At 61.5% G+C, this 24,828-nt stretch carries 8 protein-coding genes; 1 reads left to right on the top strand and 7 read right to left on the bottom strand.

All coding sequences use genetic code 11. The features are described from left to right. Window positions 1-87: 87 nt before the first annotated feature. From AB4N48_RS23610 to AB4N48_RS23640, 7 genes are all read right to left on the bottom strand, one after another. Complete coding sequence (locus AB4N48_RS23610; protein ID WP_016772273.1) at window positions 88-1,005, bottom strand: LysR family transcriptional regulator; 918 nt, start codon at window positions 1,003-1,005, stop codon at window positions 88-90. Window positions 1,006-1,179: 174 nt separating this feature from the next. Further along, entirely contained in the window at window positions 1,180-2,046 is an 867-nt protein-coding gene (locus AB4N48_RS23615; RefSeq protein ID WP_041477414.1) for an ABC transporter permease, read from the bottom strand. 20 nt (window positions 2,047-2,066) lie between these two features. After that, window positions 2,067-2,927 (bottom strand): ABC transporter ATP-binding protein, encoded by an 861-nt coding sequence (locus tag AB4N48_RS23620; RefSeq protein ID WP_460094403.1) that lies wholly within the window; start codon window positions 2,925-2,927, stop codon window positions 2,067-2,069. 17 nt (window positions 2,928-2,944) lie between these two features. Next, complete coding sequence (locus AB4N48_RS23625) at window positions 2,945-3,841, bottom strand: TauD/TfdA dioxygenase family protein (protein ID WP_150637834.1); 897 nt, start codon at window positions 3,839-3,841, stop codon at window positions 2,945-2,947. A gap of 333 nt (window positions 3,842-4,174) precedes the next feature. Then, on the bottom strand, window positions 4,175-5,542 hold the full coding sequence (locus tag AB4N48_RS23630; protein ID WP_024011116.1) for an HlyD family type I secretion periplasmic adaptor subunit: 1,368 nt from the start codon (window positions 5,540-5,542) through the stop codon (window positions 4,175-4,177). Next, the gene (locus AB4N48_RS23635) at window positions 5,532-7,688 is read right to left on the bottom strand and encodes a type I secretion system permease/ATPase (RefSeq protein ID WP_460094404.1); all 2,157 of its coding nucleotides are present in this window, start codon (window positions 7,686-7,688) and stop codon (window positions 5,532-5,534) included. Before AB4N48_RS23635 ends, AB4N48_RS23630 begins: the two co-directional genes overlap by 11 nt. Window positions 7,689-7,721: 33 nt before the next feature. Beyond that, on the bottom strand, window positions 7,722-9,074 hold the full coding sequence (locus AB4N48_RS23640) for a TolC family outer membrane protein (RefSeq protein ID WP_457264737.1): 1,353 nt from the start codon (window positions 9,072-9,074) through the stop codon (window positions 7,722-7,724). A 361-nt stretch (window positions 9,075-9,435) separates the two neighbouring features. Between AB4N48_RS23640 and AB4N48_RS23645 the strand changes: the two genes are divergently transcribed. Beyond that, a complete protein-coding gene (locus tag AB4N48_RS23645) occupies window positions 9,436-24,774 on the top strand; it encodes a LapA family giant adhesin (protein ID WP_460094405.1) in 15,339 nt (5,112 codons plus the stop codon). Window positions 24,775-24,828: the final 54 nt, after the last annotated feature.

Here is a 24,828-nt window from a genome sequence, read left to right on the forward strand (position 1 = left end):
GCGGTGGACCAGCCGCCATTGAGGTGACTGACTCGACGCCTTCGCGAGCAGGCTCGCTCCCACAGGGATTCGATGGTGTCTGATGATTTACGGCTGTGCCGCCAGCCACGTTTCATCGCAGCAGGTCTTGAGGGTTTCGCGCAGCCAGCGGTGGGCCGGGTCCTTGTCGAAGCGCGGGTGCCAGGCTTGGGTCAGCATCAGCATTGGCAGCGGAATCGGCAGGTCGAATGAACGCAGTTTCAGGCCCAGCCGCCGCACGCTGAGCAGGGCTTCTTTAGGCACCGGCAGGATCAGGTCGGAGTCCGGCAGGGCAAACATCGCCGCATGGAAACTCGGCGCGATCACCGCCACTCGACGCTCCAGCCCCAACGCATTCAACGCCGTGTCGATCGGGCCGCGAGCGATGCCACGGCGCGACATGCTGATATGGGAAAAACCGGCGTAGCGCTCGGCAGTGATTTCGCCGTCGAGCAAAGGATGGTTCTCCCGCACCAAGCCGACGAAATGCGTGGAGAACAGGTTCTGTACCTTAACCTCCGGCGTGAGCGGTCGGGTGTTGCTGACGCTCAGATCGATGCGCCCTTCGCGCAGCGCTTCATCGTCGCCATCGCCTTCCGGGACGAAGCGCAATTCGCAATGCGGGGCGAGTTGGTCGAGGGTGTCGAACAGCTTGCCGCCGTAAACGCCGACGAAGAAATCATTGGCGCGAATGCTGAAGCGCCGGCGCAAGGTGCCCAGCTCGACGCTGTCGGCGGAGCGGAACAGCAGCGCCGCCTGCTCGACCACGTCGCGCACCTGTTCGCGCAGTTCGAGGGCTTTGGGGGTCGGCACCAGGCCACGCCCGGCGCGCACCAGAATCGGATCGCCGATGGCTTCGCGAATCCGCGTCAGCGTGCGGCTCATGGCCGCCGGGCTGAGGTTCATCCGCCGCGCCGCGCCGACCACACTGCCCTCGTCGAGCAAGGCATCGAGGGCGACCAGAAGGTTCATGTCCGGGAGTTGCATGCTGAGCACTCTTGGCTGATCTGGATTGATCCGGGCGCAATGCTAGCAAACATCCCTAAAGAGTGACGATGCCAGCGCTGGCCTCTTCGCGAGCAGGCTCGCTCCCACCTTGGAATGCGTTCTCATGTGGGAGCGAGCCTGCTCGCGAAGAGGCCGGCCCAGCCAACGAAGATCTCAGCGCTGCATACCCCAGCGCTTGACGGTCACCCGCTCAAGGGTGGCAAACACCAGATTCTCCACCAACAGGCCAATCAGGATCACCACCGCCAACCCGGCAAACACCTTGTCGGTGTACAGCTCATTGCGATTCTGGAAGATGTACCAGCCCAGCCCGCCCTTGCCGCTGGTCGCGCCAAACACCAATTCGGCCGCGATCAACGTACGCCAGGCAAACGCCCAGCCAATCTTCAAACCGGCGAGAATCGACGGCAGTGCCGCCGGGATCAGGATGAACAACACAAGGCGCAAACCCTTGAGGCCATAGTTGCGCCCGGCCATGCGCAGCGTCTCGGACACACCGAGAAATCCGGCATAGGTGTTCAGCGCCAGCGCCCACAACACTGAATGCACCAGCACGAAAATCAGACTGTTCTGCCCCAATCCGAACCAGAGCAGCGCCAGCGGCAGCAGGGCAATCGCCGGCAACGGGTTGAACATCGAAGTCATGGTGCTGAGCAGATCACGTCCCAACTGGGTCGAGACCGCCAATGTCGTCAGGGCGAACGCGAGGACGATGCCGATCAGGTAGCCCTTGATCAGCACCACCAGGGAGATCCACACCTTGGCCAGCAACTCGCCACTGAGCAGCCCGTCGAACAGGGCCTGCGCTGTTTGCAGAAAACTCGGCAGCATCAGGTCATTGTTCTGAATCCGCGCGACCACCTCCCAGATGATCGCCAGCACGATCAGGATCAGGCTTTTGCGCAGCCAGCCCTGTTGCCACAGGCGTGTGCCGAGCGGCAATTCGCGCTCGACCGGCACTGCGGTCAGCGGCTCGAGCACGGTTTCGAATTCTTCACGCACGGATGATGAATGGCTCATCGGGTAGTCCTCCTGGCCGCTCAATAGGCGATGCGAACATCGTTGAAGTCGTGATCACATTCGGTCTCCGGCGCCTGGCCCTCATCGAACAGCAGACGATGAATGCGCCGCGCCGACGCCTGAAACGCCACGCCGCCGAGGCTGTGCAGATCGTATTGATGGCTGTGCACTTCGGCGCGCACCCGGCCCGGATGTGGCGACAACAAGAGGATGCGATTGCCCACCACCAGGGCTTCTTCAATCGAATGGGTGACGAACAACAAGGTGAAGCGCACCTCTTCCCAGAGGAGCAGCAACTCCTCCTGCATCTTGCGGCGGGTCAACGCATCGAGTGCAGCGAAGGGTTCGTCCATCAAAAGAATTTTTGGTTGCATGGCCAACGCCCGGGCGATCGCCACCCGCGCTTTCATGCCGCCGGACAAGGTGTGTGGATAGGCGTCGGCAAACGCCGCCAGGCCGACCTTTTCCAGATAATGCAACGCACGCTCTTCGGCTTCTTTCTTGTTCAAGGTGCGCGAGGCCAGCAGCGGGAACATCACGTTCTGCTTCACGGTTTTCCAAGGCGGCAACTGGTCGAATTCCTGAAACACCACAATGCGGTCCGGCCCCGGCGCATCGACGCGCTGGCCTTGCAGGCGGATCTCGCCTTCGCAGGGCTGGATGAATCCGGCGACCGCTTTGAGCAAGGTCGATTTCCCGCACCCGGACGGGCCGAGCAGGACGAAACGATCAGCCGGGTCGACGGCGAAACTGACTTGATGGGTAGCGCGCACCACGCGCTGCGGCGTGCGGTATTCGAGGCTGACGTGATCGACGGCCAGCAACGCTTCGCTGTGGGCGATCGGGTTGCTGACCGCGCGGCCTGGCAAAGGGGCGTTCATGATCGATCTCCGGCAAATCAGAAAGGCGCATCGCCCTGGATGGTCGTGCGATACAACTTGCGGCGCAGATGCGCAGGGCAGCCGGCGGCGAGGTGGATCAGCGAGCGGTTGTCCCAGAACACCAGATCATGCGGCTCCCATTGATGGCGGTAGATATTTTGCGGCAGCACGCTGTGAGCGAAGAGTTCGCCGAGCAGCTGACGACTTTCGTCTTCCGGCAGACCGACGATGCGCGTGGTGAAGCCTTCGCTGACGAACAAGGCTTTGCGGCCGTTTTCCGGATGGGTGCGCACCACTGGGTGCACCACTTCGGCGACTTGGGCCAGTTGCTCTGGGGTCAGGGTCGGGCGCCAGTTGCCCTCGAATTTTGTCTCGCTGTAGCGCGCCGTGTAGGAATGCGCGGCAAAGCGCCCTTCAACCGCATTGCGCAACGCAGCCGGCAGGTTGTCCCAGGCTTTGTGCATGTCGGCAAACAGCGTGTCGCCGCCCTCGGCGGGCAGCTCTTGGGCGTGCAGCATCGAGCCGAGACTTGGCAGCTCTTTATAGGAGAGATCGGAATGCCAGAACTTGCCGGCGTCACCGAGACCGATGTTCTGGCCGTTCTCGATAATGTTGGAAACGATGAGGATTTCCGGGTGATTGGCCAGCAGGAACTGCTTGAGCACATGGATCTGCAACACGCCGAAGCGACGGCTGAAATCGATTTGCTGTTGCGGGGTGATCTGCTGATCGCGAAAGACCACGACGTGGTGATCCAGGTGCGCGCGGTGAATGCGCGCGAAGTCCTGATCATTGACCGGCCGGCGCAGGTCGAGGCCAACGATCTCGGCGCCGACGGCACCGCTGAAGGGGCGAATTTCGAAGATTTGCGGCGCGGCAGTTGCGGCGCTTTCGGTGGCAGTAGCGGCGGACATCAATCATCTCCCACGCACGGCGCGCTCACGGACGCGCTCGTCGATCAGACACTCACGCTGGATTGCGTGTCGGTTCAGGTCGTGCGGCGCGCCGATTGGTCGGCAGGTACGCAGGTGGGTGACTTTATAGCTATAAGAACTGGAGATTAAATACCGTTATTGAATAACGATATGGCGATTGATGAGGGGGCGGGTGACCATTTGTGTCACTTACCGACGGATATGTAGCGCTTCGGAGGACGCCTTCGCGAGCAGGCTCGCTCCCACAGTTGGAATGCAATCTCCTGTGGGAGCGAGCCTGCTCGCGAATAGGCCGTCACCAGCGCCGAAGATCTAGCGCTCGTGCAACGCCTCAGCCCGCGCCCGAATGATCGGCTTGAGCAAATAGCTCAACACCGACTTCTTGCCAGTGATGATATCCACCGAAGCGACCATCCCGGGAATGATCAGCAAAGGCTTTTCATCCGTGCCCAAGTGGCTGCGCTCGGTACGCACCTTGATCACGTAATAAGTGGTTTTCTTGTCTTCGTCGGTGATGGTATCCGCACCGATCTGCTCCAGCTGTGCCTTCAGGCCGCCGTAAATCGTGTAGTCATAGGCGGTGAATTTGACGATCGCTTCCTGACCCGGATGCAGGAACGCGATGTCCTGCGGGCGGATCTTGGCTTCGACCAGCAGGGTGTCGTCCAGCGGCACGATTTCGACCATGTCGCTGCCCGGCTGGATCACACCGCCGATAGTGTTGACCAGCAACTTGTTGACGATGCCCCGCACGGGTGAGGTAACCAGCGTACGGCTGACGCGGTCTTCCAGCGCCTTGCCGGTGGCCTGGGCCTTGTTCAGATCGGTGCGCGCTTCGTTGAGTTGGGTCAGCGCTTCGCTGCGGAATTTGCCGCGGGTTTCGTCGATCTTGCGCTGCACTTCCTTGATCGCCGATTCGGCGCGCGGAATGGCCAGCGTGGTCGCGTCGAGCTGGCCACGGGTTTCCACTTCGGCACGCTTGAGGCGCAACACTTCCACCGGCGAGACCGCGCCCTGCGCCACCAGCGGCTCGGACATGTTGATTTCCTGACGCTGCAAACCGAGTTGCTGACGGTACTGCGCCTGCTTGGAGCTGAACTCACGCAGCTCTTGCTGACGCTGGATCAACTGCTCCTGCAAGCCGCCGATTTCATCGTGCAACTGCTGACGGCGGCTGATGTACAGCGACTCTTCGCTTTTCGCCTGGCCCGGCACGGCTTTGAGCACGTCCTCGGGGAAATTCAGCGGACGATCATCGACTTCCGCGCTCAGACGCTCGACCCGCAGCAGCATCGACAGGCGATCGGCCTCGGTTTCGCCGACGTTCGAGGCAAAACGTGTGTCGTCGAGACGAATCAGCGGCGCGCCGGCCTCGACGATCTGGCCTTCCTTGACGAACAGCTCGGAGACGATACCGCCCTCCAGGTTCTGGATTTTCTGAATCTTCGACGACGGAATCGCCTTGCCGTCGCCCTTGGTCACCTCGTCGATCACGGCGAAGTTGGCCCAGAGCATGAGGAACACGAAAAAGCCGATGATCGCCCAGATGGTCAGGCGCACGACGCGCGGGGCGTCTTCGATCAGCGCCTTGTTGACCTCCGGCAGCGGCTGACCCTGCAGCGAGGCAGAGCCCTTGAAGTAGCGACGGATCGACTCCTTGACACCGGACTTAAGCAACACTGATCTGCCCCTTCTTCAACGCTTCCATCACGGCGGCTTTCGGGCCGTCGGCGAGAATCTGCCCGCGATCGATCACCAGCAGGCGATCGACCAGCGACAACAGCGATGCCCGGTGCGTGACCAGCACCACGGTCTTGTTTTCAATCACTGCTGCGAGGCGTTGCTTGAGGCGTTCTTCGCCGGTGTTGTCCATCGCACTGGTTGGCTCGTCCATCAGCAAGATCGGTGGATTGAGCAACAGCGCCCGGGCCAGGGCGACGTTCTGCCGTTGGCCGCCGGAGAGGTTCTGCCCGCGCTCGCCGACTTGCAGCTCGTAGCCTTGCGGGTGCAGACGGGCGAATTCGTGGACGCCGGCCAGTTCGGCGGCTTGCAGCACCAGCTCGTCTTCGACGTAACGCGCGCCGGACACCAGGTTGTCACGCAGGGTGCCGGACAGCAGTTGAATGTCCTGCGGTACGTAGCCGATGTTGTAGCGCAGTTCGCTGACGTCGATCTGGCGGATGTCCACGCCATCGACCAGCAAGGCACCGTCGTCCGGTTGGTACAGGCCCACAAGCAGTTTCGCCAGCGAACTCTTGCCCGAACCGCTGCGGCCGATGATGCCGATCTTCTCGCCGGGACGGATGACCAGGTTGATTTTCTTCAGCGCCGGGTTCTGCTGGTCCGGGTAGGTGAAGCTGAGCTGACGGCATTCGATCGCACCCTGCAAAACCTTGCGGCTTAGCGGACGCTCTTCGAAATTGCGCTCCTGCGGCAGCTCCATCATCTGGTCGACCGAAGTCATGGTCACCCGCGCCTGCTGATAGCGCGTGAGCAGACCGGACAGCGACGCCAGCGGGCTCAGCGCACGACCACTGAGCATGTAGCAGGCAATCAGCCCGCCCATGCTCAGGTTGCCGGCGATGATCTGGTAAACGCCGAAGACGATCATGATCACCCCGGCCAGTTGCTGGATCAGCAAGGTGATGTTCATCGCCAGACCGGAGAGCATTTTCACTCGCAGCTCGAGGCGGCTGAGGGTGCCGATGGTCTGCTCCCACTGATACTGGCGCTCGCTTTCGGCGTTGTTGACCTTGACCGCGTCCAGACCGGCGAGGGTTTCGATCAGGCTCGACTGGCGCTCGGCGCCCAGCGCCATGGTCCGTTCCATGGTCGCGATCAACGGCTTCTGCAAGGCGTAGCCGATCAGCAGGGCAATCGGGAAAGCCAGCACCGGAATCCACACCAGATGCCCGCCGAGAATGGCGATGACGATGAAAATCAGGATGGTGAACGGCAGGTCGATCAGGCTGGTCAGGGTCAGCGACGCGAGAAAGTCGCGCAGGCTCTGAAACTCATGGATGTTCTGGGCAAAGCTGCCGACCCGCGCCGGGCGGTATTTCATCGCCATGCCGACAATGCGCTCGAACAGCGTGGCGGAGATGATCAGGTCGGTTTTCTTCCCGGCCAGATCCAGGCACAGGCTGCGCAGGCTCTTGAGGATCAAGTCGAAGATGTAAGCGCCGGTGATGCCCAGCGCCAGCACCCACAGGGTTGCTTCGGCCTGGTTCGGCACTACGCGGTCGTAGACGTTCATCACGAACAGCGGCGCGGCCATGGCGATGATGTTGATCAGAAAACTGGCGGCGATCGCATCGGCGTACAGCCAGCGCGAACGCTTGAGGGTGTCGCGAAACCAGGAGCGTGCACGCGGGATCAGCGTGCCGTGGTTGACGTCGAATTTGTGCTGCGGCTGGGCGAAGAACACTTTGCCGGTGTAATCGTCGCTCAGCAGTTCGCGGCTGACCACAGACTCGCCGCCATCGCTTTCGCTAAGCAGCACTCGTGCTTCATTGTCGCCCTGCCAGCCGAGCAGAACGGCGCTGCGGCCATCCTTGAGCAGCAACAGCGCGGGCATGGCGATCGCCGGAATTTCTTCGAGTTTGCGCTGCAACACCCGCCCCTGCAGCCCGGCGCGAGCCGCTGCGCGCGGCAGCAACTCGACACTCAAACGTTGTTTGGGCAGCGGCAGGCCGGTGGTCAGCATCGCCGCGCTGGCAGGCTTCTGGTGCAGCATGCACAGGGCGAGCAGACCATCCAGCAACGGATCGTCATGCAACGCGCGTGGATCATGGCTGAGTTGAACTCGACTGACTTCTGATTCCACGCTCGACACTCTTTAACAGTTGGAAGGGATAACTCAGTTCATCCCAGGCAGCTGGACCTTGGGCTTCACGTCGTTCTGCACAACGGATGCCAACGGCGCGACCACTCCCTGGCTTTTGAGCAATTGGCCCATGGTCGCCTTGATTCGGTACTGAGTAAATAACTGAATGTTCTTGATTTCCGCCAGACGCCGCGAGGCGGTAAACAGTTCGTTTTCGCTGTCGAGCAAATCCAGCAGGGTGCGTTCGCCGAGGCTGAATTGACGCTGGTAGGCAGTACGCACCGAGGTGCTGCGATCGACGTACTGCTGAGCGATCGGCACTTGGGCGTTGGCATTGTTCAGCGCGTTCCAGGCGAGGCCGAGCTCTTCATTCAACTGACGCAGGGCGTTGTTGCGGATGTCCAGCGCCTGGTTGGCCAGGTACGACTTGGATTCCAGATCGGCCTTGTTGCTGCCGCCGGAATACAGGTTAAAACGCATGCGCAGCATGGCCTGCCATTCGTTGTTGTGGCCGTTCTGACCATCGAGATCGTTGTCGGCGGAGCGGCCCAGTTCGGCGTCGAAACGCGGGTAGAAGGTCGATTTGGCGGTGGCGAACTGCTTCTCGGCAGCGGCGATGTCCGACTCGGCGGAACGCAGGACCGGGCTGTTTTCCAGCATTTGCGCGCGGGCTTCATTGAGGTTGGCCGGCATCATCGCCATGAACGGCGCCGGGCGCTCGAGCTGGTCGGGCATCTGGCCGACGGCGCTGAGGAAGTTGGTTTCCGCGTCGGCGAGGTTGGTCTGTTCGGTGATCAGGTTGTTGCGGGCCTGGGCCATACGCGCTTCGGCCTGATCGAGGTCGGCACCGCTGCCGACGCCGCGCTGGGTGCGCAACTGGATCTGGTCGTAGATGCGCTGGTGGCTCTTGAGGTTCTCCTCGGCCAGACGCACGAATTCGCGACGGGTCAGCACGTCCAGATACACCTGGGCGACGGTCAGTGCAGTACGCTCGGAAGTGCCCAGCAGCGAGTAAGCACGGGAGCTGACGTTGGCTTGTTGACGCGCAACTTCGTTGGACGTCGCGAAACCGTCAAAAACCATTTGCGAGAGACGTAAACTTGACTCGCTGCGGTTCAACGTCTCCCAGTGATTGCTTCCACCGTTCGCTCGCGTGGTCACACTGTCAGTGCCTTCACGGCCATAACCGCCCAGCAGATCGACCTTGGGCAGGTATCCCCCTTTCGCAGCCTTTAACTGATAATCCGCCGCCAATCGACTGTTGACCCCCGCCTGAATCTCCGGATGGACATCCAGCGCCTGTTGCATGGCTTCTGGTAAGGATTGTGCTTGTACAAAAGAGGCGGCGAGAGCGAAGGGAGCGGCAAGGAGCAAAAGCGAACGCATGGTTGGAATTTTCCCGGAACTTCTTGTCTTGAATCACAGCAGAAACGTGGTGCTGCGTCGGATGATGGCAACCCGAAAGACCGTATGTCGGAAAGTTCAAAACAGGAACTGGATGACAGGCTGAAGGACAGGTCGCCGCGGAAATATCAATGTGACATTAGTGGGGCGATTGTTTAGGATGGCTCCCAGAAGGTCAATAGTTTGGCATAAAGTTAATCGCGATAATTTATAGCCAGATTATTGACGGAAATACAGCGTCAATAAGTTATCCATTTATAGAAAGTACGTCCAGACTGAAGTGGCGCCGACGCCCGTCAGGTCCATGGAAGTCAACTGAATGTGACACCCCGGAGAGTCTTCAATGAGCAGTGTTGTTGCCGTCGTCAAAAGCATTGTCGGTCAGGTTTTCGTGGTGTCCCCAGAGGGCGTGCGTCGCGTACTCGTTGAAGGCGATCGCCTGTATGTCGGCGACCAGATCGATACCGGTCTGTCCGGCGCGGTGTCGCTGGAACTGGCCGATGGCCGCATGCTCGATCTGGGCCGTGACACCCAGTGGAGCGCCAGCTCGCCTGACTCCAGCACTGACCTGGCCGAAGCCACGGCGCAGGCTGCGCCTTCTGTAGAAGAACTGCAGCAAGCCATCGCCGCCGGTGTCGACCCGACCACCGCACTCGAGTCCACCGCGGCCGGCCCGACCGCCGCAGGTACCGGTGGTGCTGCCGGCGGCGGTCACAGCTTCGTCATGCTCGACGCCACCGCTGGCCGCGTCGATCCGACCATTGGCTTCCCCACGGCGGGCATCAATTCTGCCGGGCAAGTCGCGCAGGACACCACGGGCGGCCTGACCACCGACACCACCACCAACGCACTGCGTGACTCGACCCTGAGCCTCAGCGCCACGCCGACCATCACCGAAGCCGGCGGCGTGCTGGTGTACACCGCGACCCTGACCCAGGCGCCGCTGACCGACCTGACTATCACCCTGTCCAACGGCGCAGTCATCGTCATTCCCGCCGGTGCCACCACCGGCACCGTCAACGTGCCGCTGGCGCCGAACGACACTGTCTATAACGACCCGACCCAGATCGACGTGACCGTCACTGGCACCAGCGGCGGCAACGGCATCACCGTGACCCCGCCGACTATCCCGGCGACCACGCAAGTCACCGACACCGTCGACACCACTACCGTCACGTTGACGGCTGGTTCGAGCGTGACCGAAGGCGGCCAGATTACCTACACCGCGACGCTGACTAACCCGGCGCAAACTCCGGTCACCGTCACGCTGTCGAATGGCTCGACCATTACCATTGGCGCTGGCCAGACTACGGGCACCGTCAACGTGCCGACCCCAGCCAATGACGTTTACAACAATGGCAGCACCGTTACGACCACGATCACCGGGGCTACCGGCGGCAACTTTGAAAACCTGGTGCCGAACCCGACACCAGCCGTTACCACCATCACAGACTCGGTTGATAACACCGGCCTCACGCTGACCGCGACCAACAACATCGTCGAAGGCGGCCAGATCACCTACACAGCGACACTGACTAATCCAGCGCAAACGCCGGTAACCGTCACCCTGTCCAACGGTTCGACCATCACCATTGCTGCTGGCGAAACCGTGGGCACCGTCAACGTGCCGACTGCGGCCAACGACGTCTACAACAATGGCGGCACCGTCAGCACCACGATCACTGGCGCTACCGGTGGCAACTTCGAAAACCTGGTGCCGAACACCACACCAGCCGTTACCACCATCACAGATTCGGTCGACAACACCGGCCTGACCCTGACTGCGACCAACAATATCGTTGAAGGCGGTCAAATCACTTACACCGCGACACTGACCAACCCGGCGCAGACGCCGGTGACCGTCACCCTGTCGAACGGTTCGACCATCACCATTGCAGCCGGCGAAACCGTCGGCACCGTCAACGTGCCGACTGCGGCCAACGACGTCTACAACAATGGCAGCACCGTCAGCACCACGATCACTGGCGCTACCGGTGGCAATTTCGAAAACCTGGTGCCAAGCAACACGCCTGCGGTCACCACCATCACCGATTCGGTGGATGACACTGGCCTGACCCTGACAGCGACCAACAATATCGTTGAAGGCGGTCAGATCACTTACACCGCGACATTGACCAACCCGGCGCAGACGCCGGTTACCGTCACCCTGTCCAACGGTTCGACCATCACCATTGCTGCTGGCGAAACCGTTGGCACCGTGAACGTGCCGACTGCGGCCAATGACGTTTACAACAATGGCAGCACCGTTACGACCACGATCACCGGGGCTACCGGCGGCAACTTCGAAAATCTGGTGCCGAACCCGACACCAGCCGTTACCACCATCACAGACTCGGTTGATAACACCGGCCTCACGCTGACCGCGACCAACAACATCGTCGAAGGCGGCCAGATCACCTACACCGCGACGCTGACTAATCCAGCGCAGACGCCGGTAACCGTCACTCTGTCCAACGGTTCGACCATCACCATCGCGGCTGGCGAGACCGTCGGCACCGTCAACGTGCCCACAGCGGCCAACGACGTCTACAACAATGGCAGCACCGTCAGCACCACGATCACTGGCGCTACCGGTGGCAATTTCGAAAACCTGGTGCCAAGCAACACGCCTGCCGTTACCACGATCACCGATTCGGTCGACAACACCGGTCTGACCCTGACTGCGACCAACAACATTGTTGAAGGCGGTCAAATCACTTACACCGCGACACTGACCAACCCGGCGCAGACGCCGGTGACCGTCACCCTGTCGAACGGTTCGACCATCACCATCGCGGCTGGCGAAACCGTGGGCACCGTCAACGTGCCGACTGCGGCCAACGACGTCTACAACAATGGCAGCACCGTCAGCACCACGATCACTGGCGCTACCGGTGGCAATTTCGAAAACCTGGTGCCAAGCAACACGCCTGCGGTCACCACCATCACCGATTCGGTGGATGACACTGGCCTGAGCCTCAGCGCCACCGACTCTGTGGCCGAGGGTGGCCAGATCACCTACACCGCCACGCTGACGAATCCGGCCGGCACCCCGGTAACCGTGACCCTGAGCAACGGCTCGGTGATCACCATTGATGCCGGCAAAACCACCGGCACCGTTAGCGTTCCAGCGCCGGCCGATGACGTCTACAAAGACGCCGGCCAGGTCGAAGTCAGCATCAAGGACGCCACCGGCGGCAACTTCGAAAATCTGGTGCCGAACACTACGCCGGCTGTGACCGAAATCACTGACACCGTCGATACCTCGACGGTGAAGCTGAGCGCAGACACCTCGGTTGCCGAAGGCGGCACCGTGACTTACACCGCCACCGTCGGCGCGCCAGTCACCGGTTCGCCTGTGGTCGTGACGTTGGCCAACGGTCAGAACATCACCATCGCCGTCGGCCAGACCACTGGCTCCATCACCTACACTGCACCGAACGATGCCTTGACCAGCAACGCTCCGCTGACCAATTCGATCACTGGCGTAACCGGTGGCAACTACGAAAATCTGGTGGCGGACAAAACTCCAGTTTCGACCACCGTCACCGACGTGGCCGACACCACCAATCTGTCGCTGAGCGCGACCGCTTCCGTGGCTGAAGGCGGCCAGATCACTTACACCGCAACCTTGACCAATGCTGCTGGCTCGCCAGTGACCGTGACCTTGTCGAACGGCGCCGTCATCACCATCAAGGCAGGCGAAACCAGCGGTAATGTGAGCTTCCCGGCTCCGTCCGACGACGTCTACAAAGACGCCGGCTCCGTGCAGGCCACCATCACCAGCGCCACCGGCGGCGACTTCGAGAACCTCGTTCCGAGTACCACGCCAGCGGTCACTCAAGTCACCGACACCATCGATACCTCGACGGTCAAATTGACCGCCGACACTTCGGTCGCTGAAGGCGGCACCGTCACCTACACCGCCACTGTCGGCGCGCCCGTCACCGGCTCGCCAGTTGTCGTGACCCTGGCCAACGGCCAGAACATCACCATCGCCGTCGGCCAGACCACCGGCAGCGTTACCGCCCCGGTATCGAATGACGTGCAGATCGGTCACGCACCACTGACCAACTCGATCACCAACGTCAGCGGTGGCAACTACGAGAATCTGGTCGCCGACAAGACCCCGGTCAGCACCACTGTGACCGACACCGTCGACACCACCAGCGTCGCGCTGACTGCCACCGGCAACGTCAACGAAGGCGGGCAGATCACCTACACCGCGACGCTGAGCAACCCGGCCGGCGCGCCTGTGACCGTGAATCTGAGCAACGGCTCGGTCATCACCATTGAAGCCGGCAAGACCACCGGCACCGTGACCGTTCCGGCACCTGCCGATGACGTCTACAAAGACGCCGGCAAAGTCGAAGTGACCATCAAGGACGCCACCGGTGGCAACTTCGAAAATCTGGTGCCGGATACTACGCCTGCGGTGACCAATGTTGCCGACACGGTCAACACCACGCACCTGACCCTCAGCGCAGAAAGCTATGTGCTCGAAGGCTCTTCGATCACTTACACCGCAACGCTGACCAACGCCGCGCAGACGCCGGTGACCGTCAACCTGAGCAATGGCCAGACCATCACCATCGAAGCCGGCAAGACCAGCGGTTCGGTGACGATTGCCGCACCGAGCGATGACGTCTACAAGGACGTCAGCAAGCTCACCGTAACCATGACCGATGCCAGCGGCGGCAACTTCGAGAAACTCGACGTCAGCAAGACCCCGGTCAGCACCACGGTCAACGACACCGTCGACACAACCGCACTGACCCTGACTGCCAGCGATACCGTCAGCGAAGGTGGCCAGATCACCTACACCGCGACCCTGAGCAATCCGGCCGGCACTGCGATGACCGTGACCCTGGCCAACGGCGCGGTGATCAACATTGCCGCTGGCGCGACCAGCGGCTCGGTGAATTTCCCGGCGCCCGCCAACACCCCGTACATCGATGGCAGCAACGTGCGGACGGCGATCGCCAGCCACAGCGGTGGCAATTTCGAGCGAGTCGAGGCCGATCGTTCGGCTGTGGTGACCAAAGTCACCGACGCCGTCGACACCACCAACATCAGCCTGAGCGCCACCGGCAGCGTTGCCGAGGGCGGCTCGATCGTCTACACCGCCACCCTGAGCAATCCGGCCGGCACCACCATGAGCGTGACCCTGAGCAACGGCGCGGTGATCAACATTGCCAAGGGTGCGAGCACTGGCACTGCGACCGTCGCCGCGCCTGGCGATGATGTGTACAAGGACGCCGGCAAGGTCGATGCGAGCATCACCAAGACCAGCGGCGGCAACTTTGAAAATCTGGTGATCGACAAGACGCCTGCGGTAACTGATGTCACCGACACCATCGACAACAGCACCGTTGCGCTGACCGCCAGCGCCAGCGCGGTAGAAGGCGGCGTGGTTGTATACACCGCGTCCGTGACCGCCCCGGTCGCCGGTTCGCCAGTGCTGGTGACCCTGTCCAACGGCCAGACCATCACCATTCCGGTCGGCGCCAGCAGCGCCAGCGTCAACTTCACCGCGCCGAACGATGCACAGGCCGGCGGCAACACCCTGAGTGTGAAAATCGACGGCGCCAGCGGTGGCAATTACGAAAATCTCGTCGCCGACCAAACCCCGGCGGTGACCTCGGTAACCGACGTCGCCGACACCACCAACCTGTCGCTGTCCGCGACCGGCTCCGTGGCCGAGGGCGGTTCGATTGTCTACACCGCGACCCTGAGCAACCCGGCCGGTACCCCGGTGACCGTGAATCTGAGCAACGGCGCGGTGATCACCATCGAGGCCGGCAAATCCACCGGCACCGTCACCGTTCCGGCACCTGCCGACGACGTCTATAAAGACGCTGGCAAAGTTGAAGTCACGATCAAGGACGCCACCGGCGGCAACTTCGAAAACCTGGTGCCAAGCACCACGCCAGCGGTCACTGATGTCACCGACACCGTCGACACCTCGACGGTCAAGCTGACCGCCACCGAAACCGCGGCCGAAGGTGGCACCGTCACCTACACCGCCACCGTCGGCGCGCCGGTCACCGGTTCGCCTGTGGTCGTGACCCTGGCCAATGGTCAGAACATCACTATCGAAGTCGGCAAGACCAGCGGCAGCGTGAGCACCACCGCGCCGAACGACGTCCTCGCCGGCCACGCGCCGCTGACCAACTCGATCACCAACGTCAGCGGCGGTAATTTCGAAAATCTTGTCGCCGACCAGACCCCGGTCAGCACCACCGTGACCGACACCGTCGACACCACCAACCTGTCGCTCAGCGCGACCGGCGCGGTGAACGAAGGCGGCCAGATTACCTACACCGCAACCCTGAGCAACGCCGCCGGCACACCGGTCACCGTGACCCTGTCGAACGGTGCGACAATCCTCATCGAGGCCGGCAAATCCACCGGCACCGTGACCGTCGATGCACCGAAAGATGACGTCTACAAAGACGCCGGCAGCGTTGAAGCGACCATCCAGAGCGCAACCGGCGGCAACTTCGAAAACCTCGTCACCAGCACAGCGCCGGCGGTGACCACGGTCAACGACACCATCGACACCACCACCGTGTCGCTGAGCGCCACTGCGAACGTCGCTGAAGGCGAAACCGTGGTCTACACCGCGACCGTGGGCGCGCCAGTGACCGGTTCGCCGGTCACCGTCAGCCTGTCCAACGGCCAGACCATCACCATCGCGGTTGGCGAAACCACCGGCAGCGTCAACTACGTCGCGCCGAACAGCCCATTGGCGGGCGGCAGCTCGCTGAGCGTGACCATTGATGGCGCCACGGGTGGCAATTACGAAAAACTGGTGGTCGACGGCAAGTCCGCAGACACCGTGGTTTCCGACACCACCGACACCACCAACCTGAACCTGACCGCCAGCGATTCGGTCGCCGAAGGCGGCCAGATCACCTACACCGCAACCCTGACCAACCCGGCCGGCACACCGGTGACCGTGACCCTGTCGAACGGCGCCGTGATCACCATCAAGGCTGGCGAAACCACCGGCACCGCAACTGTTCCTGCACCGTCCGACGACGTCTACAAAGACGCCGGCAAAGTCGAAGTGACCATCGAGGGTGCGACCGGCGGCAACTTCGAGAACCTGGTGCCAAGCGCGGTTCCAGCGGTGACCAATGTCACCGATACCATCGACACTTCGACCGTCAAACTGACCGCCGATACTTCGGTAGCCGAAGGCGGCACCGTGACTTACACCGCCACCGTTGGTGCGCCAGTTACTGGCTCACCAGTTGTGGTAACTCTGGCCAACGGTCAGACCATCACCATCGGCGTCGGCCAGACCACTGGCACTGCAACTGCTGTTGCTGCGAACGATGCGTTGGCCGGTAATGCTCCGATCACCAACTCGATCACTGGCGTGAGCGGCGGCAATTTCGAAGATCTGGTGGCGGATAAAACACCGGTTTCGACCACTGTCACCGACGTTTCCGACACTACCAATCTGTCGCTGAGTGCGACCGGTTCGGTAGCCGAAGGTGGCCAGATCACTTACACCGCGACATTGACCAACGCCGCTGGCTCGCCAGTGACCGTGACCTTGTCGAACGGCGCTGTGATCACCATCAAGGCTGGTGAAACCAGCGGCACCGCAACAGTTCCTGCACCGTCTGATGACGTCTACAAAGATGCCGGCTCTGTGCAGGCGACGATCACCAGTGCTACCGGAGGCAACTTCGAGAACCTGGTACCGAGCACTGCTCCAGCCGTGACGACTGTCACCGACACCATCGATACGTCGACCGTCAAATTGACCGCCGATACATCGGTGGCTGAAGGCGGCACCGTGACTTACACCGCCACCGTCGGCGCGCCAGTCACCGGCTCGCCTGTGGTCGTGACTCTGGCCAACGGTCAGACCATCACCATCGGCGTCGGCCAGACTACTGGCACTGCAACTGCTGTTGCTGCGAACGATGCGTTGGCCGGTAATGCTCCGATCACCAACTCGATCACTGGCGTGAGCGGCGGCAATTTCGAAGATCTGGTGGCGGATAAAACACCGGTTTCGACCACTGTCACCGACGTTTCCGACACTACCAATCTGTCGCTGAGTGCGACCGGTTCGGTAGCCGAAGGTGGCCAGATCACTTACACCGCGACCTTGACCAACGCCGCTGGTTCGCCAGTGACCGTGACCTTGTCGAACGGCGCTGTGATCACCATCAAGGCTGGTGAAACCAGCGGCACCGCAACAGTTCCTGCACCGTCCGACGACGTCTACAAAGATGCCGGTTCGGTGCAGGCGACGATCACAAGCGCTACCGGCGGTAACTTCGAGAACCTGGTACCGAGCACTGCTCCGGCCGTGACGACAGTCACCGACACCATCGATACGTCGACCGTCAAATTGACCGCCGATACATCGGTGGCTGAAGGCGGCACCGTGACTTACACCGCCACCGTTGGTGCGCCAGTTACTGGCTCACCAGTTGTGGTAACTCTGGCCAACGGTCAGACCATCACCATCGGCGTCGGCCAGACCACTGGCACTGCAACTGCTGTTGCTGCGAACGATGCGTTGGCCGGTAATGCTCCGATCACCAACTCGATCACTGGCGTGAGCGGCGGCAATTTCGAAGATCTGGTGGCGGATAAAACACCGGTTTCGACCACTGTCACCGACGTTTCCGACACTACCAATCTGTCGCTGAGTGCGACCGGTTCGGTAGCCGAAGGTGGCCAGATCACTTACACCGCGACATTGACCAACGCCGCTGGCTCGCCAGTGACCGTGACCTTGTCGAACGGCGCTGTGATCACCATCAAGGCTGGTGAAACCAGCGGCACCGCAACAGTTCCTGCACCGTCTGATGACGTCTACAAAGATGCCGGCTCTGTGCAGGCGACGATCACCAGTGCTACCGGAGGCAACTTCGAGAACCTGGTACCGAGCACTGCTCCAGCCGTGACGACTGTCACCGACACCATCGATACGTCGACCGTCAAATTGACCGCCGATACATCGGTGGCTGAAGGCGGCACCGTGACTTACACCGCCACCGTCGGCGCGCCAGTCACCGGCTCGCCTGTGGTCGTGACTCTGGCCAACGGTCAGACCATCACCATCGGCGTCGGCCAGACTACTGGCACTGCAACTGCTGTTGCTGCGAACGATGCGCTGACCGGCAACGCCCCGATCACCAACTCGATCACAGGCGTAACTGGCGGCAATTTCGAAGATCTGGTTGCAGACAAAACTCCAGTTTCGACTTCTGTCACCGACGTTGCCGACACGACAAATCTGTCCTTGAGCGCCAGCAATTCGGTGGCGGAAGGTGGCCAGATCACCTACACCGCGACCTTGACCAACGCCGCAGGCTCGCCTGTAACCGTGACGCTGTCGAATGGCGCCGTGATCACCATCAAGGCTGGCGAAACCACCGGCACCGCAACCGTTCCTGCACCGTCCGATGACGTCTACAAAGACGCCGGTTCCGTCCAGGCGACGATCACCAGTGCCACCGGTGGTAACTTCGAAAATCTCGTGCCGAGCACCACTCCAGCGATCACTCAGGTCACTGACACCATCGATACTTCGACCGTCAAACTGACGGCTGATACTTCGGTGGCTGAAGGCGGCACCGTGACTTACACCGCAACCGTCGGTGCGCCAGTTACCGGTTCTCCTGTCGTCGTGACATTGGCCAACGGCCAGACCATCACCATTGGCGTCGGTCAGACTACTGGCACTGCAACCGCTGTTGCTGCGAACGATGCGCTGACCGGCAACGCGCCGATCACCAACTCCATCACTGGCGTAACCGGCGGCAACTTCGAAGATCTGGTGGCGGATAAAACACCGGTTTCGACCACTGTTACGGATGTCAACGACACCACCAATCTGTCGCTCAGCGCCAGCAACTCGGTGGCTGAAGGTGGCCAGATCACCTACACCGCGACCTTGACCAACGCCGCTGGCTCGCCAGTGACCGTGACCTTGTCGAACGGCGCCGTGATCACCATCAAGGCTGGTGAAACCACCGGCACCGCAACCGTTCCTGCACCGTCCGATGACGTCTACAAAGACGCCGGTTCCGTCCAGGCGACGATCACCAGTGCCACCGGTGGTAACTTCGAAAATCTCGTGCCGAGCACCACTCCAGCGATCACTCAGGTCACTGACACCATCGATACTTCGACCGTCAAACTGACGGCTGATACTTCGGTGGCTGAAGGCGGCACCGTGACTTACACCGCAACCGTCGGTGCGCCAGTTACCGGTTCTCCTGTCGTCGTGACATTGGCCAACGGCCAGACCATCACCATTGGCGTCGGCCAGACTACTGGCACTGCAACCGCTGTTGCTGCGAACGATGCGCTGACCGGCAACGCCCCGATCACCAACTCGATCACAGGCGTAACCGGTGGCAACTTCGAAGATCTGGTGGCGGACAAAACTCCAGTTTCGACTTCTGTCACGGACGTTACCGACACCACCAACCTGTCGCTGAGTGCGACCGGCTCCGTGGCTGAAGGTGGTTCGATTGTTTACACGGCTACGCTGACCAACGCCGCTGGCTCACCTGTGACAGTCACGTTGTCGAACGGCGCCGTGATCACTATCAAAGCAGGCGAAACCACCGGCACCGCAACTGTTCCTGCACCGTCCGATGACGTCTACAAAGACGCCGGTTCCGTCCAGGCAACGATCACTAGCGCTACCGGTGGCAACTTCGAGAATCTGGTACCGAGCACCACGCCAGCAGTGACCAGCGTCACCGACACCATCGACACCACCACCGTAAAACTGAGCGCAACCGCCACGGCGGCCGAAGGCGGCAACGTCGTCTACACCGCAACCGTCGGCGCGCCAGTCACAGGTTCGCCAGTGGTGGTCACTCTGGCCAACGGCCAGAACATCACTATCGCGGTCGGACAGACCACCGGTACCGTAACTGCCGTCGCACCGAACGATGCGCTGACCGGCCATGCGCCGATCACCAACGCCATCACCAACGTCAGCGGCGGCAATTTCGAAAACCTCGTCGCCGACAAGACCCCGGTCAGCACCACCGTGACCGACACCGTCGACACCACCAATCTGTCCTTGAGCGCCACCAACTCGGTGGCCGAAGGTGGCCAGATCACGTACACCGCGACCCTGACCAACGCCGCAGGCTCGCCTGTAACCGTGACCCTGTCGAATGGCGCTGTGATCACCATCAAGGCTGGCGAAACCAGCGGTAATGTGACCGTTCCGGCACCTTCCGATGACGTCTATAAAGACGCCGGCTCCGTGCAGGCGACCATCAGCAAAGCTACCGGTGGCAACTTCGAAAACCTGGTACCGAGCACCACGCCAGCCGTGACCAGCGTCACCGACACCATCGACACCACCACCGTAAAACTGAGCGCAACCGCCACAGCGGCCGAAGGCGGCAACGTCGTCTACACCGCAACCGTCGGCGCACCCGTCACCGGTTCGCCAGTGGTGGTCACTTTGGCCAACGGCCAGAACATCACCATCGCGGTCGGCCAGACTACCGGCACGGTAACTGCCGTCGCACCGAACGATGCGTTGACCGGCAACGCTCCGATCACCAACTCGATCACCAACGTCAGCGGCGGCAATTTCGAAAACCTCGTCGCCGACAAGACTCCGGTCAGCACCACCGTGACCGACACCGTCGACACCACCAACCTGTCGCTCAGCGCGACCGGTTCCGTGGCAGAAGGTGGCCAGATCACTTACACCGCGACCCTGACCAACGCCGCTGGCTCGCCAGTGACCGTGACCCTGTCGAACGGTGCCGTGATCACCATCAAAGCGGGCGAAACCACCGGCACCGTGAACGTTCCAGCGCCAGCTGACGACGTCTACAAAGACGCCGGCACCGTGCAGGCGACCATCAGCAGCGCCACCGGTGGCAACTTCGAAAAACTGGTATCGAGCACCACGCCAGCAATGACCAGCGTCACCGACACCGTCGACACCACCACCGTCAGCATCACTGGCAGCAGCTCGGTGACCGAAGGCCAGACCGCCAGCTACACCGTCAGCCTCAATCACCCGGCGCAGACCGAAGTGACCCTGAAAATCGTCTACAGCGGCACTGCTGCCGACGGTTCGGACTTCACCGGTGTGTACACCGTGAAGATCCCGGCGGGCGCCAGCAGCGCGCAGTTCAACGTCGCCACCCTCGATGACAAGATCACCGAAGGCACCGAGAACTTCGTGGTCAAGATCGATTCGGCTACCGGCGGCAACTTCGAGAACCTCGCGGTCAGCAGCACCAATGGCAGCGTCAGCACCTCGATCATCGACAACGATGCGCCACCGGTGCTCGATCTGGACGCCAACAACTCCAGCGGTGCGACCGGTGCCGATTACAAGGTGACGTTCACCGAGAACACCCCGGGCGCCGGCGTGTCGATCGCTGACACCGACATCAGCATCACCGACCCGGACAGCACGATGCTGACCGGCGCCACTGTGGTACTGACCAACCGTCAGGACGGCGATGCGCTGAATCTGGGCAACAGCGTCAACGGCATCACCATCAATGCCAACAGCACCAACGGCACGGTGACCCTGACCCTCTCGGGTAACGCGACCCTGGCCGACTACATGCAGGCCATCAAGAACATCAGCTTCACCAACAGCAGCGAAAACCCGAGCACCGTGCCGCGCGTCATCACCGTGACGGTGACCGATGGCGGCAACTACTCGAACACGGCGACGACCACAGTCAACGTGGTGGCGGTCAACGATGCACCGGTCGCTGCGCCGAGCAATGTCACCGGCACCGAAGACACGCCGCTGGTACTCGGCTGGTCGACCTTTGGCGTCAGCGATGTCGACAGCCCGGCGAGCAGCCTTGGTATCAAGATCACGCAGCTGCCGGGCGAGGGCAAACTGCAGTATTTGGACGGCTCGACCTGGAAGGATGTTGCCAATAACCAGACCTTCAGCAAGGCCGACATCGATGCCGGCAAGCTGCGCTTCCTGCCGGATGCCAACGAGTCGGGCACCAACGGTTACGGCGGCACCGGTCTGGGCAACAATCAGGCGGACTACGCACAGATCAAGTTCCAGCCTACCGATGGCCAGGCGCTGGGCAGCACCGGCACAGTGAAGATCGACATCACGCCAGTGGCGGATGCGCCGACCGTGGCCGTGGCCGATAACAGCGTTAAATCCACAGGTCTGATCAAAGAAGTCTGGACCGGTCTCTCGGGGCTGGGCACTGACGGCAGCGGCGCGAACTCGACCACCCTGAAAAACGTGATCGACGCCGCCGGCAAACCGAACTCCAGCGCCAACGTCACCAACGTGCAGTCTGACGGCAGTGTCGCCGCCGGTACGGCGTCGAAGACCTCGGGCCTGATCTACCTGGAAGCCGGCAAGACCTACAGCTTCAGCGGCGTGGCCGATGACAGCCTGCTGATCACCATCGGCGGCAAGAACGTGGCGTCGGGTACCTGGGGCGCGGGCGGTGCGATCAACGGCTCGTTCACCCCGACCACCAGCGGTTACTACACGCTCGACATCTACCACCACAATCAGAGCGGCCCGGGCAGCTACGACGTCAACCTGTCGGTCAACGGCGGCACGCCAATCGATCTGAGCAACGCCGGCGTGCCGATCTACACCGGTGTGCAGGATCTGATCAACTCGGGCGTGACCGTCTCCGATCTGCACGGCACCAACGGCGAAGGTTATTACGACGGCTACAAGCTCAACACCGGCGCTGAAGGCACCACGGTGAAACTGTCGGCAATCAGCACCGCGCTGACCGACACCGACGGCTCGGAAACCCTGAGCGTGAAGATCAGCGGCGCACCGGTCGGTTCGGTGCTCAGCGATGGCGCGGGGCATACCTTCACCGTTACCGCGAGCAATGGCGAAGCCAACGTCACCGGCTGGAACCTCGGCTCTCTGACCGTGACTCCGCCGACCTACTACAACGGCCAGTTCAACCTGACCGTGACCTCGACGTCCACCGAACAGGTCGGTGGCTCCGCGAGCAGCACCGCGACCATTCCGGTCACGGTAGTGCCTGCGGTGTACAACGCGGTCACCGCCACCTCGGGTGATGACAACGTTACCGGCACCGATGCCAACGACATCATCGTCGCTGACATCGGCGGCCTGACCGTGGTGCCGGGCACCAACTACAACATCGCGTTCATGGTCGACAGCTCGGGCAGCATGAGCACTTCGTCGCTGAACGCCGCGAAAGACTCGCTGACCTCGGTGTTCAACAGCCTCAAGCAAAGCCTGGGCGGCAGCAACTCGGGCACGGTGAACATATTCCTGGTGGACTTCGATACCCAGGTCAACAAATCGGTGTCGGTGAATCTCAACGATCCGAACGCGCTGACGATGCTCAAAGCCGTACTCAACTCGATGGGCTCTGGCGGCGGCACCAACTACGAGGACGTGTTCAAGACCACGGCCAACTGGTTCCAGAGTGCCGACGCAGTGGCCAACACCGGGGCGAAGAACCTCACGTACTTCATCACCGACGGCCAGCCGACTTACTACCAGACCGGCGAGCAGACCAACCCGACGCTGTATGGCAACGTGAAACTCGACAGCGTGGTGAACGCCAGCAACTACAAGCAGGGCGACACGTTCAGCACCTACATCGACAACTCGCACTACCTGACCATCAACAGTGCTGGCAGCGTTGTGCTGCAAACCTACAACTCGTGGTGGGGCTGGAGCAGCGAAACCCTGGGCACGATTCATGCGCAGGGCGACGGTACTTATGAATTGTCGAACCTCGCGGGTACCGGCAACAGCACCAACTCGTCGACGACCAGCAATTCGACCAGCGGCTTCGCTTTGTTGAGCGGATTGTCGAGCGTCGAAGCCATTGGTCTGAACAACGACGTCAGCCTCAACGACCTCAAGCCGTACGATTCGGACAAAACGCCGCAAACCAACATCGATCCGAAGGATCTGGCCAACTCGATCATCGGCCATACCGAAGCGACGATGCCGGGTAACGACACCGTCAACGGTGGCGAAGGCAACGACATCCTGTTCGGCGATCTGGTCAGCTTCAACGGCATTGCCGGCGAGGGTTACCAGGCGATGCAGGCGTTCGTCGCCAAAGAGACCGGCGTCGACGTCAGCAAAGTCACCACCAGCAACGTGCACCAGTACATCACCGAGCACTATCAGGCGTTCGATGTATCCGGCGCGCACGATGGCAACGACACGCTGCTCGGTGGCGCGGGCCATGACATCCTGTTCGGCTCGGGCGGCAACGACCTGCTCGACGGCGGCAAAGGCAATGACATCCTGCTCGGCGGCACCGGCAACGACACGCTGATCGGCGGTCAGGGCAATGACATCCTGATTGGCGGTTCCGGTGGCGACACCTTCGTCTGGAAATCGGGCGACACCGGTAGCGATGTGATCAAGGATTTCAAAGCCAGCGAAGGCGACCGCATCGACCTGCGCGACCTGCTGCAGGGCGAGACCGGCAGCACGATCGACAACTTCCTGAAAATCACCACAGTGGATGGCACGTCGTCGCTGCAAGTCAGCTCGGCGGGCAAATTCAACTCGGGCGATGCCGCTGCGGCCACGCCGGACGTGACGATCAAACTGGAAGGCAACAACTGGGCGAGCGCCAACCTGCACAACCTGATTGCCGGCAGCGACCCGACCATCAAGGTCGATCACAACAACAGCTGAGGCTGAAACAACGACGGCCGCCTCCTGTGGGGCGGCCGTCGCGTTTGCGGGCAA

This window comes from Pseudomonas sp. S2_C11 (assembly GCF_054668395.1).

Coding starts and splice junctions, on each gene's coding strand:
- AB4N48_RS23610 (WP_016772273.1), bottom strand. CDS start 1,005: ATGCAACTCCCGGACATGAACCTTCTGGTCGCCCTCGATGCCTTGCTC.
- AB4N48_RS23615 (WP_041477414.1), bottom strand. CDS start 2,046: ATGAGCCATTCATCATCCGTGCGTGAAGAATTCGAAACCGTGCTCGAG.
- AB4N48_RS23620 (WP_460094403.1), bottom strand. CDS start 2,927: ATGAACGCCCCTTTGCCAGGCCGCGCGGTCAGCAACCCGATCGCCCAC.
- AB4N48_RS23625 (WP_150637834.1), bottom strand. CDS start 3,841: ATGTCCGCCGCTACTGCCACCGAAAGCGCCGCAACTGCCGCGCCGCAA.
- AB4N48_RS23640 (WP_457264737.1), bottom strand. CDS start 9,074: ATGCGTTCGCTTTTGCTCCTTGCCGCTCCCTTCGCTCTCGCCGCCTCT.
- AB4N48_RS23645 (WP_460094405.1), top strand. CDS start 9,436: ATGAGCAGTGTTGTTGCCGTCGTCAAAAGCATTGTCGGTCAGGTTTTC.